Annotated in this window: 9 protein-coding genes; 6 read left to right on the top strand and 3 right to left on the bottom strand. The window is 75.0% G+C overall.

Annotated elements, in window-relative coordinates; all coding sequences use genetic code 11:
- Window positions 1–397: 397 nt before the first annotated feature.
- Window positions 398–2,023, bottom strand: coding sequence for an OmpA family protein (locus tag D459_RS0116485; RefSeq protein WP_017594112.1), 1,626 nt, complete (start codon window positions 2,021–2,023; stop codon window positions 398–400).
- A gap of 163 nt (window positions 2,024–2,186) precedes the next feature.
- Here D459_RS0116485 and D459_RS0116490 point away from each other — a divergent pair, with 163 nt between their 5' ends.
- Window positions 2,187–3,140, top strand: a complete 954-nt coding sequence (locus D459_RS0116490) for a DUF1152 domain-containing protein (RefSeq protein ID WP_017594113.1) — start codon at window positions 2,187–2,189, stop codon at window positions 3,138–3,140.
- Between the two features lie 194 nt (window positions 3,141–3,334).
- Here D459_RS0116490 and D459_RS0116495 read toward each other — a convergent pair whose 3' ends face one another.
- Window positions 3,335–4,990: a PepSY-associated TM helix domain-containing protein gene (locus D459_RS0116495; protein ID WP_017594114.1), complete on the bottom strand. Its 1,656-nt coding sequence runs from the start codon at window positions 4,988–4,990 to the stop codon at window positions 3,335–3,337.
- Between the two features lie 417 nt (window positions 4,991–5,407).
- On the bottom strand, window positions 5,408–6,010 hold the full coding sequence (locus D459_RS0116500; RefSeq protein WP_017594115.1) for a hypothetical protein: 603 nt from the start codon (window positions 6,008–6,010) through the stop codon (window positions 5,408–5,410).
- Window positions 6,011–6,287: 277 nt separating this feature from the next.
- Between D459_RS0116500 and D459_RS0116505 the strand changes: the two genes are divergently transcribed.
- From D459_RS0116505 to D459_RS0116525, 5 genes are all read left to right on the top strand, one after another.
- Window positions 6,288–7,184 carry a DUF3592 domain-containing protein gene (locus D459_RS0116505; RefSeq protein WP_017594116.1) on the top strand — a complete coding sequence of 299 codons (897 nt, stop codon included), beginning with the start codon at window positions 6,288–6,290 and terminating at the stop codon, window positions 7,182–7,184.
- Window positions 7,185–7,387: 203 nt separating this feature from the next.
- Window positions 7,388–8,230: a nitrilase-related carbon-nitrogen hydrolase gene (locus tag D459_RS0116510; RefSeq protein ID WP_017594117.1), complete on the top strand. Its 843-nt coding sequence runs from the start codon at window positions 7,388–7,390 to the stop codon at window positions 8,228–8,230.
- A 103-nt stretch (window positions 8,231–8,333) separates the two neighbouring features.
- On the top strand, window positions 8,334–9,740 hold the full coding sequence (gene hydA / locus D459_RS0116515) for a dihydropyrimidinase (protein ID WP_017594118.1): 1,407 nt from the start codon (window positions 8,334–8,336) through the stop codon (window positions 9,738–9,740).
- 39 nt (window positions 9,741–9,779) lie between these two features.
- On the top strand, window positions 9,780–10,790 hold the full coding sequence (locus D459_RS0116520; RefSeq protein WP_017594119.1) for a TIGR03842 family LLM class F420-dependent oxidoreductase: 1,011 nt from the start codon (window positions 9,780–9,782) through the stop codon (window positions 10,788–10,790).
- Window positions 10,791–11,012: 222 nt separating this feature from the next.
- Window positions 11,013–11,231: an EF-hand domain-containing protein gene (locus D459_RS0116525; protein ID WP_017594120.1), complete on the top strand. Its 219-nt coding sequence runs from the start codon at window positions 11,013–11,015 to the stop codon at window positions 11,229–11,231.
- Window positions 11,232–11,257: the final 26 nt, after the last annotated feature.

The raw sequence follows: 11,257 nt of genomic DNA on the forward strand, positions 1-11,257 counted from the left end.
CTCTGCCATCCCGGCCCGCTCTGCCGCGCCGGACCGACCAGCCGGTCCCCCTCCCGCCCTCGCCGCCCGCTTGAACCCCCACCCCGTGAGGCACCGCGCCCGGGCGACCGCCTGCACCCCGCCCCTTCCTTGGCCGTCGCCGCCCGTCTTGACCTTCGCTCCGCGGGGCGCCGCGCCCGACCGACCAGCCGGTCCCCCGCCGCCGCCGTCGCTGCCTGCTTGAACCTCCGCTCCGTGAGGCGCCGTACCCGGCTCGGACGCCCGGCCCCGCCCCTTCCTCCGCCGTCGCCGCCCGTCTTGACCTTCTCTCTGCGGGGCGCCGCGCCTGACCGGCCGGCCGGCTGTTCGCCGTCGGCCTACCGGTCTATCGACCTGCCGACCTGCCGGTCCGCCGTTCTCATTCGCCGGGGACGGGCTCGATCGGTACGTCCTCGAAGGTGCCGAACGGGCCGGCGTCGAAGGTGACCTTCTCGACGTCCAGCGGCGGTGCGGGGAAGTAGAGGAAGCTCCGGTTGGTGCTTCCGGGCTTCTGCTCGTAGGGGAAGCCCGGCGGTTCGATGTAGTCGCGGATCTCGTCCGGGTCGTCGTCGCCGATCCGCACCGCCCGGTAGACGGTCTCGGTCTCCGGGTCGACCACGCCGAACGACCCGAACCGGGCCCCGGTGAGACCGTTGCCGCCGAAGTAGGGGCCGGAGATGTTGGCGATCTGGATGTCCCTGTCGCCGGTGTTGGTGAGCCGGAACCTCGCGACGAGGTAGGCGCCGTCCCGGTAGAGCGGGAGCAGCTCCAGGTCGTAGGAGTACCCCTTGTCGTCGGCGTACTCCCCGGTGGCGGCGGGTTCGGGGTCCTTCTCCCGGAACGGGGACGGCGGGGCGGTGTCCCCGGTGTAGCCGTCGGAGGAGGTCTTCTCCTCCGTCGTCTCCGTCTCGGTCTCCGCCACCTTGATGTTGTAGGAGATCTCGACGCGCCGGTTCTGGGCGCGCGCCTCCTCGTCGTCCTCCCCGCCCTCCTCGGCGACCGGCTCGGTGGCGCCCTTGCCCTCGGTCTCGTAGGCGTAGTCGGAGCCGAGTTCGGCCTCCAGGTAGTCGCGGACCGTCTCGGCGCGCTCCTCGGAGAGCGTCTGGTTGTAGTCCTCGTCGCCCTTGCCGTCGGTGTGGCCGGTGATGGTGATCGGCGGCTTCTCCGGGTCGGCCTCCGCCTTGGTCTCCGCGACCACCTCGTCGAGCACCGCGGAGGCGTCGTCGGTCAGCTCCGCCTCGTCGAACTCGAACAGCACGTCGGCGTCGAGGTCGACCTGGCGGTGGGTGGCCGAGGTGTCCCGCTTGATCTCGGTGCCCTCGGTGATGCTGTACAGGTCCCAGCCGTACCCGTCGGAGACCTCGCCGTCGTTGACCGGGGCCACCACCTCGTCGCCCGAGTTCAGCGAGTAGTAGTCGGGCGGCTCCTCGTCGGGGACCTTCCGCTCCCCTTCGGCCTCGGTGACCGGGATCCCGGTGAACTCCGCCTGGGTGCCGGGGAAGATCACGGTGATCCGGTCGGTGCCGTCGGGCAGCCGGGGGAAGTGCGCCTCCATCTTGTAGTCCACCCCGCCGACGACGTAGGTCGGCAGCTCGGAGCCGACCAGGTCGCCGTCGTCGTGCGCGGGGTAGTACAGCTTCCGCCCCACCGGGTCGATCAGCCGGATGCCGCTGGGCCCGCTGTCCAGGATGCCGCCGGCGTAGGCGTCGGGAGAGAGCACATCGTCGTCCCCCGAGGGCACGGTGGTGAACCGGAGCACGGTGCGGTCCTCGTACCGCTCCACCTTGTCGATCCGGAAGCCGGACTCGAACATCTTGTGCTTGCCGGAGACGCCCTCGCGTTCGAACGGGCCGTCCGAGTAGGTGAGCTTCTGCTCCTCCTGCTCCTTTCCGTCCTTCTCACCGTCGCCGTCCGAGCCCGGTGAGCAGCCGCCTGCGAGCAGGACGGCGCCGGCGAACAGGGCACCGAGGCGCAGCGGGGTTCCGCGGACCGAAAACCGAATCATCGGGGGCTTCTCCAAAGTCAGGGGCAAGGGGAACGGGGCTGGCCCACCGTTCTCCGACGCCCCATGGCGCACCGTGGTTCCCGGATTGCACTGTGTGTCCTGTTCCGGCCAGCGGCAGCGCTCACCCGGGGCCGCCGCCGACCGGCCGGATACCGTCCCCGGCATGGAATCTGTGCTGCGGAACCCGCTCGCGGAGCGGCTGGAGGGCGCGCGGACGGTGCTGGTGGCCGGGGCCGGCGGCGGGTTCGACGTGTACGCCGGGCTGCCGATCGCCCTGGCCCTGGCCCGCGCGGGCAAGCGGGTGCACCTGGCCAACCTGAGCTTCAGCGCCCTGGACGGGGCGCCGCACCCGCTCGGCCCGGACATCGCCGAGGTCGGACCGGACACCCCGGGGCACCCCGGGTACTTCCCGGAGCGGACGCTGGCCCGGTGGCTGGAGGGGCGGGGCCTGCCGCCGGTGGTGCACGCCCTGCACCGGACCGGCGGGCGCCCGCTGCGCGACGCCTACCGGACCCTGGTGGAGCGGCTCGGCGCCGACGCGGTGGTGCTCGCGGACGGCGGCACCGACCTGCTGATGCGCGGCGACGAGGCGGGGCTGGGGACCCCCGAGGAGGACATGGCGAGCCTGGCCGCCGTGCACGGCTGCGGGGCCGGCATCAAGCTGGCGGTCTGCCTCGGCTTCGGCATCGACGCCTACCACGGGGTCTCGCACGCGCTGTTCCTGGAGAACACCGCGGCGCTGCAGCGGGACGGCGGCTACCTGGGCGCGTTCTCCGTCTCCCCGTCCTCGCCCGAGGGGGCCGCCTACCTGGACGCGGTGGAGCACGCGCAGGCCGCCACGCCGGACCGGCCGAGCATCGTCAACGGCTGCATCGCGGCGGCGGTCCGCGGCGACTTCGGCGACGTGCGGTTCACCGAGCGGACCTCCGGCGGGGAGCTGTTCGTCAACCCGCTGATGAGCGTCTACTTCGCCTTCGAGGCGGACGCGGTGGCCCGCCGCTGCCTCTACCTGGACCGGATCGCCGCGACCGAGTCGTTCCGCGAAGTACAGGCCGCGGTCCAGGCCCACCTGTTCTCGCTGGAGGCGCACCGGCCGGCGCGCCCGCTGCCGCACTGACCGGCCCCGGTGCACGCCGGCTCCGGTGCCCCTGCCCGGTGCAAGGCTCCGGAGACCCGCCGCCTCCCGGTCCGCCCCGGGCGGGCGCGCGGCCGCACCCAGGACGGCGGTGCGCCCGTCCGGCGGGGCGGGCGGGTCCCGCCGCCGGAGGACCGGTGCGCCCCGCCCCCTGTCCGGAGCGGGGCGCACCGGGGTCAGGCCGCCCGCCCCCGCTTTCCGGAGGTCCGGGCGATGACCGTGTCGACCAGCACGAACGCCAGCAGGGAGGCGCCGAACAGCGGGAGGAACAGGCCGATCGCGACGGCGGCCGCGGCGACCAGGATCCGGGCCCGCCAGGTGAGCCGGCTCCAGGCGCCGCGCGGGATAGGGCGGCCGAACCCGGCGCCGCCGCGGGTCGGGCGCCGCTGCCACCACATCCGGTAGCCCAGCACGACCAGGGCCAGGGCCGCGACCGCGACCGCCGCCAGCAGCAGCTGGTTGGGCAGCCCGAACAGCAGGCCCATGTGCGCGGCGATGCCCCAGTTGGTGAGCTTGGCCATCAGCGGGAAGTCGTCGAAGCGCAGCTCCTCGACGACCTTGCCGCCGGCCGCGTCCACCGCGACCTGGTCCTGCCGGACCGGCCAGGCGCGCTGCGTCTCGGCGACCGTGTAGGGGGCGCCCTCCCCGTCCGGGACGCCGATCTCCACCGGCCCGTCCAGCCCGGCGGCGCGGGCGGCGACCAGCGCCTCGTCCGGGCCGATCCCGCCGTGGCCCGCGTGCCCGCCGTGGCCGGCGTGGTCCCCCTCGCCCTCGTGACCGCCATGCCCGCCGTGACCGGCGTGGTCTCCGTGGCCGGACCGCTCTGCGCCGTCGTCCTCGGCGGCCGCGCCGTGGCCGGCATGGCCGCCGCCGTCCGCGGTGGAGAGCGCGGGGGTCTCCCAGCCGAGCGCGGTGCGCATCGCGCCGATGTTCTCCCCCGCATAGGCCGACCAGGACAGCCCGGTCGCGGAGAGGAACAGCAGGCCGGCCAGGGCCCACAGGCCGATCGCGCCGTGCCGGCCGAGCGTGCGCCTGCGGCCGGACGCCTCCCGCCCGGGAAGCAGGAGGCGGCGGATCCGGCCGGGCCGACTGGACCCGCCGGGGCGGCCGGGGCGGGTGGCCCAGAGCAGCGCGCCGCCCGCCGCGACCGCCCACAGCCAGCTCGCCGCGAGTTCGGTGTAGATCCGGCCCGGCTCGCCCAGGTGCAGGTGGCGGTGGAGCTCTGCGAGCCAGGTGCGCACCGGCAGCGAGCCGCTGCTGCCGTAGACCTCCAGCTCGCCGAGGACGTCCCCGGTGTAGGGGTCGACGAAGACGCCCGTCCGCTTGCCGTCGTCCTCGGGCTCGGTGAACAGCACCCGGGTGCTGTCGTCGGGGGCGTGCCCGGGGCGGACGGCGTCCAGCGCGCCCTCCGGGCAGGCGGCGGTCGCCGCCTCCACCTGGTCGCGCAGCGGGAGCCGGTCGGTGCCGACGGCGACGTGCAGCCGGTCGGCGTAGAGGACCTGCTCCAGCTGCGGGGTGAAGGTGTACAGCAGGCCGGTCACCGCCGCCACCACCAGGAACGGGGCGACCAGCACGCCGGCGTAGAAGTGCAGCCGCAGCAGCAGCGCGCGCAGCGCGGCTCGGGACCCGCCGGGCGGTGCGGCCCGGCCGGCCTCCGCTCCGGGCCCCGCTGCGGATTCCGCTGCGGGTTCCGCTTCGGCGCGGTCGGGGGCGGGGCTGGGGGCGGGGTCCGGACGGGCCTGGGCGGGGTCCGGCTCCGCCGGATGCTCGGAGGCGGCCGGTCCGCCCGGCGGCGCCTGCCGCCGGGTCGTGTCACCGGATTCGATCGACAAGGCTCTCTGCTCCTCGGGTTCGCGAAGGGGAACCGGGGCGCCGCGCACGGCGGCGGGGCGGAGCGGCGGCCGGCGCGGGCCGCGCGGTGCGGGCGCGGGCCGCGGGCGGAACCGCCCGGGCGGACGCACCGGAAGGGCGCGGTGGTGGGCACGGCGGCGGTCCGCTCCGGTTCTCCCGGTTCGGGTCGTGGGCACGGCCGAGCGCACCACTGATCGCGCCGGCTCCCCAGGAGGACGTGGTACCGGGGCGGGTGCAGGGCACCGCGGCACCGGGCCTCGGCCGCAGAGCACCGTGGCACCGGGGCGCGGGCTTCAGAGCACCGCACACCGAGGCGGGCACAGAGCACAGAGCACCGCGCACCAGGGCGGATGCCCGGCACGGAGCACCCGGACGGACGTCCGGCGGGGAAAGGCCGATCAGAGGCGGGTCGGCGAGAGGAGCGGTGGCGGGCCTCTTCCGATCACCACGTGCCGCAGCGCCCCCAGCGCGGGGGCGGGCAGGTCGGCGGGGACGGCGGGCACCGTGACCGGGGCCGCGGGCGGCTGCGGGGCCACCGGGTCGGGCGGCAGCATCCGGGCGAGCAGGGCGCGGACCTGGCGGGCGAGCGCGAACGCCGCGGCCTCACCGCGCCGGATCCACCACCCTCCGACGGCGACGGCCGCGGCGTGCGCGGCGACCATGCTCCAACCGCCCTGGGCGCTCGTCTCCGCCGCGGCGGACAGGTGCGCCGGCGCCCCGTGCCCGCCTCCCCCGGCGAGGGACTGCGCGGTGGAGAAGACCAGGTGCAGGGCGAGCTGGATCCAGGCGAGCCAGGCGGTGACGGTGCCCAGCCCGCGCTCGCGGGCCGTTCCGGCGTACCCCAGGGCGAACACCGGTACCGCCGCGGCGGCCAGGCCGGCGGCGGGGACGTGGTGCCCGCCGCTCAGCGCGTGCCCGGCGGCGGACACTCCCACGCACACCGAGGTGAACGCGGCGGCGCGCGCTGCTCGGAGCGGGGACGTGTCGGTCACGGAGGACATCTTGACCCACTTCCCGGGCGGTGGACACCCGGGGTGGCCTCCCGGCCCGGAAAGCCGGCGGAGGCGGGGCGCGGGGAGCGCGGTCCGGCGGAGCCGCCCCGGGTCGGGGAGGGCTGCCGGTTTCCGGGCGGCCGGAGAAGGAAGAAGGAGGAGGAACCGGAGGCGCGGGCCTCCCGTCGGTAAGAGCCGGGCCCTCCTCCGGACCGCACCATCCCCGATTCCCGGTCCCCGGTCCGACGGCCCCGTCCCCTTCTTCCCCGACTCGGAGCAGGCGACCATGCAGAACCAGACCTTCCTCTTCTTCGCCCTGGCGGCCGCCGGGATCTTCCTCTACCACCTGTTCACGTGGGTCCGCGATGTACTGCGGCGGCGGAAGCGGAGCGGGGCCGAGGCGGAGGCCGTGGTCGACCGGGTCGAACCGGTGGAGCCGCCGGAGGCGACCGAGCATCCGTTCGTGCTGCGCTACCGGCTGCCGTCCGGCGCCGAGCATGTGCAGCGCTTCGACCGCGGGCTCGACGGGGTGGTCCCCGAGCCCGGCGAGCGGCTGCGGGTCCGGTTCGACCCGGCGGACCCCGCCAACGCGGAGGTCGCCGGCGGCTCCTGCACCGGCCCGCTGCCCGGGGCGCCCGAGCCGAAGCGGCCGGGGGCGGTCGCCCGGGCGCTGCCTCGGCTCGGCCTCCTGCTGGTCGCGGCGCTCTTCGTGACGCTGTTCCTGGTCTCCGCCCAGGAGGGCGAGCTCTTCCTGCCCCTGTTCGGCCTGCTCTTCGCCGTCACCGGGCTGTTCACCGCCGCCGGCGGGACCGTGGCGCTGTACCGGAACGCGAGGCTGCGCCGCTCCCCGATGCACACCACCGGCGAGGTCACCCACATGTGGGAGGAGTGGCGCACCCGGGGCAGCGGAAACGACCGGCGCCGCTACCGGGTCCACCCGTACACGGTGCGCTACACCGTGGCCGACGGGCGCGTGGTGCACCGCCGGTCGCCGGAGGCCTCCTCCTCGCCCCGGTACCGGGTCGGGGACCTGGTGGAGGTGTACTACGACGCCTCCGAGCCGACCCGCTTCTCGCCGGGCTCGCCGGGCGGCGGCGCGTCGGCCGCCGGATACATCGGGATCGGCATCGGCGTGCTCTTCGCTCTCGGCGGCGGCGCGGCCGCGTTCTTCACCCTGCCCTGACCCGCGGGGGGAGGGGAATTCCCTCTCCCCATTTCCCACTCCTTTCCCACCGGCCTCTCTTTGTGCGATTCCCGATAAATGGGGCGTTCCACTCCGGGCGGTGCGTCGGGGATTGACCGGGCGGCGGCCGATACTTAGAGTTCATCGGCACGCGCCCCCGTTCACCGGCGAGCGGAGAAAGGGCCGCGCAACCGAGGAGGGCCATGTCCCGAACCGTTCGCGCAGCACTCGTCCAGACCGAATGGACCGGCGACACCGCCTCCATGGTCGCGGCCCACGAGCGGTACGCCCGCGACGCCGCCGCGCAGGGCGCCGAGGTGATCGGCTTCCAGGAGGTCTTCAACGCCCCCTACTTCTGCCAGGTGCAGGACGAGGAGCACTACCGCTGGGCCGAGCCGGTGCCCGACGGCCCCACCGTCTCCCGGTTCCGGGAGCTGGCCGCCGAACTCGGCATGGTCATGGTCCTCCCGGTCTTCGAGGTGGACGGGGCGGGTTTCTACTACAACACCGCGGCCGTGGTCGACGCGGACGGAACATATCTCGGGAAATACCGGAAGCACCATATTCCGCAGCTGAAAGGGTTCTGGGAGAAGTTCTACTTCCGTCCCGGAAACCTGGGCTGGCCGGTGTTCGACACCGCGGCCGGCCGGATCGGCGTCTACATCTGCTACGACCGGCATTTCCCGGAGGGGTGGCGCGCCCTCGGCCTGGCCGGGGCGCAGCTGGTGTACAACCCGTCGGCGACCAGCCGCGGCCTCTCGTCCTACCTGTGGAGGCTGGAGCAGCCCGCGGCGGCCGTCGCCAACGAGTACTTCGTCGCCGCGATCAACCGGGTCGGCCGGGAGGAGTACGGCGACAACGACTTCTACGGCACCAGCTACTTCGCCGACCCGCGCGGGGCCTTCGTCGGCGCGCCGGCCTCCGACGCCAAGGCCGAGCTGCTCGTCCGCGACCTGGACTTCGGCCTGATCGACGAGGTCCGGCACCAGTGGGCCTTCTACCGCGACCGCCGCCCCGAGGCCTACGGGCCGCTGACCGAGGCGTGAGGACCGCGCCGCCCCGCGCCGCGGGCGCGGGGGACGCGGCGGTGCGGGGCCGTGCCGCCGCGCCGCCGGGACGCCGTGCCGCTGGAGAGAGAAGGAGCCGCCTGTGAACCGCACCCTCGTCACCGGGGGACTCGTGCTCGGCGAGTCCGGGGAGAGCAGCGCCGAGGTGCTCGTCGAAGGCGAGAGGATCGCCGCCGTCGCCGCGCGGGGCAGCGAGACCGCCGAGGCCTGGGCCCGCAGCGGGGCCGAGGTGATCGACGCCTCCGGGCACTACGTGCTGCCCGGCGGGGTGGACGCGCACACCCACATGGAGATGCCGTTCGGCGGCACCTACGCCTCGGACACGTTCGAGACCGGCACCCGCGCCGCCGCCTGGGGCGGCACCACCACCATCGTGGACTTCGCGATCCAGCCGGTCGGCGGGGCGGTCCGGGAGGGCCTGGACGCCTGGCACGCCAAGGCCGACGGGGTGTGCGCCGTCGACTACGGGTTCCACGCGATCCTCTCCGACGTCACCGAGGACTCGCTGAAGGAGCTGGACGCCCTGGTCGCCGAGGGCGTCACCTCGTTCAAGCTGTTCATGGCCTACCCCGGGGTGTTCTACAGCGACGACGGGAGGATCCTGCGCACCATGCAGCGCGCCGCGGGCAACGGCGGGCTGGTGATGATGCACGCCGAGAACGGCATCGCCATCGACGTGCTGGTGGAGCAGGCGCTGGCCGAGGGGCGGACCGACCCCCGGGTGCACGGCGAGGTCCGCCGGGCGCTGCTGGAGTCGGAGGCGGTGCACCGCGCGATCCAGCTGTCCCGGGTGGCCGGCAGCCCGCTGTACGTGGTGCACGTGTCCGCCGAGGAGGCGGTGGAGGAGCTGGTCCGCGCCCGCGACGCGGGGCTGCCGGTGTTCGGCGAGACCTGCCCGCAGTACCTCTTCCTCACCGCGGACAAGCTGGCCGAGCCGGACTTCGAGGGCGCCAAGTACGTCTGCTCCACGCCGCTGCGGCCCGAGCACCACCAGCGCGCGCTCTGGCGCGGGCTGCGCACCGGCGACCTGTCCGTGGTCTCCACCGACCACTGCCCGTTCTGCTTCTCCGGGCAGAAGGAGCTGGGCCGGGGCGACTTCTCCCGGATCCCCAACGGCATGCCGGGCGTGGAGAACCGGATGGACCTGCTGCACCAGGCGGTGGTGGACGGGCGGATCACGCTGCGCAAGTGGGTGGAGACCGCCTGCGCGGCCCCGGCCCGGATGTTCGGCCTGTACCCGCGCAAGGGGGTGGTCGCCCCCGGCTCCGACGCCGACCTGGTGGTCTACGACCCCGGCGCGGAGCAGGTGATCTCCGCCGAGACGCACCACATGAACGTCGACTACTCCGCCTATGAGGGCACCCGGGTGCGCGGCCGGGTGCGCACCGTGCTCTCCCGCGGCCGGGTGGTGGTGGACGGCGGGGCCTACCTCGGCGCGGCCGGGCACGGCCGGTACGTCCCCCGCTCCACCTGCGGGTACCTGGACTGAGCCGGGTTTCGGAGACCGGCGGAGAGAGAGGGGCGAGGAGTGGACTTCGGACTGGTGCTGCAGACGGACCCGCCCGCGGGGGCGCTGGTGGAGCGGATGCGCCGCGCCGAGGAGGGCGGGTTCGGCCACGGCTGGACCTTCGACTCCTGCGTGCTGTGGCAGGAGCCGTTCGTCATCTACAGCCGCGTCCTGGCCGCCACCGAGCGGCTGCGCGTGGGCACCATGGTGACCAACCCGAGCACCAGGGCCTGGGAGGTCACCGCGTCGTCCTTCGCCACGCTCAACGACATGTACGGGGCGCGGACGGTGTGCGGGATCGGCCGCGGCGACTCGGCGATGCGGGTGGCGGGGCGGCCGCCGGCCACCCTGGCCCGGCTGGAGGCGGCGATGCACGCGATCCGCGAGCTCGCCGAGGGGCGCGAGGCCGAGGTGGACGGCACCGCGATGCGCCTGCCGTGGGTGCGCGGCGGCCGGCTGCCGGTGTGGACCGCCGCCTACGGCCCGCGCGCGCTGGCCCTGGCCGGGCGCGCCGCCGACGGGCTCATCCTGCAGGTCGCCGACCCCTACCTGGTGGGCTGGATGGTGCACGAGGCCCAGGCGGCGGCCGCGGCGGCCGGGCGCGACCCGGCCGAGCTCACCGTGTGCGTGGCGGCGCCCGCCTACCTCACCGACGGGAGCGCGGAGCAGGCCGCGCACGCCCGGGAGCAGTGCCGGTGGTTCGGCGGCATGGTCGGCAACCACGTCGCCGACCTGGTGGCCCGGTACGGGGAGGGCTCCGGCGCGGTCCCCGAGGAGCTGACCGGCTACATCAAGGACCGGCGGGGATACGACTACGGCCACCACGGCCGGGCCGGCAATCCCGACACCGCGTTCGTCCCGGACTCGGTGGTGGACCGGTTCTGCCTGATCGGGACGGCCGAGGAGCAGCTGGCCAAGCTGGCCGAGCTGCGCGCGGCCGGGGTGGACCAGTTCGCGGTGTACGCGATGCACGACGCGGTGGACGAGCTGATCGACGGGTACGCCAGGGAGGTCGTTCCGGCCGCCCCGTGACCGGGCCCGCCCGCGGGGCGCCCCTGGCGCGGGGCCGCTCTCCCGGGGCCGCGGAGGCGGAGCGCGGCCGGGTGCTCCGCAGGGGCGGCGCCCCGCTGTTGCGGCGGCGCCGGGGCACACCGTAGCCTTCCGCCGCACGGCACCGCGGCCGGACCGGCGCGGTGCGGCCCCGCGCGGCCGGTTCGCACCGGTTCCGCCCCGATACCTGGAGCGTGTCAGCACATGCCGGAGACGACCGAGTTCGCCCCGACCTTCTCCCTCGTCGACGCGGACGGCGACGGCCTGATCAGCGCCGAGGAGCTCACCCGGCTGATGGCGGCCCTCGGCTCCCCGTGCACCCCGGAGCGCGCCCAGGAGGCCGTCCGCGCCATGGACGGCGACGGGGACGGCCGCATCTCCCTGGAGGAGTTCTCCCGGTTCATGTCCCAGAACCAGGGCTGATCCCCTCCCCCTCCGCGTCGGTCCCG

Origin of the sequence: Nocardiopsis potens DSM 45234 (assembly GCF_000341105.1) — a bacterium.
Lineage (GTDB): Bacteria > Actinomycetota > Actinomycetes > Streptosporangiales > Streptosporangiaceae > Nocardiopsis_A > Nocardiopsis_A potens.

Coding starts and splice junctions, on each gene's coding strand:
- D459_RS0116500 (WP_017594115.1), bottom strand. CDS start 6,010: ATGTCCTCCGTGACCGACACGTCCCCGCTCCGAGCAGCGCGCGCCGCC.
- D459_RS0116510 (WP_017594117.1), top strand. CDS start 7,388: ATGTCCCGAACCGTTCGCGCAGCACTCGTCCAGACCGAATGGACCGGC.
- D459_RS0116485 (WP_017594112.1), bottom strand. CDS start 2,023: ATGATTCGGTTTTCGGTCCGCGGAACCCCGCTGCGCCTCGGTGCCCTG.
- D459_RS0116505 (WP_017594116.1), top strand. CDS start 6,288: ATGCAGAACCAGACCTTCCTCTTCTTCGCCCTGGCGGCCGCCGGGATC.
- D459_RS0116525 (WP_017594120.1), top strand. CDS start 11,013: ATGCCGGAGACGACCGAGTTCGCCCCGACCTTCTCCCTCGTCGACGCG.
- D459_RS0116490 (WP_017594113.1), top strand. CDS start 2,187: ATGGAATCTGTGCTGCGGAACCCGCTCGCGGAGCGGCTGGAGGGCGCG.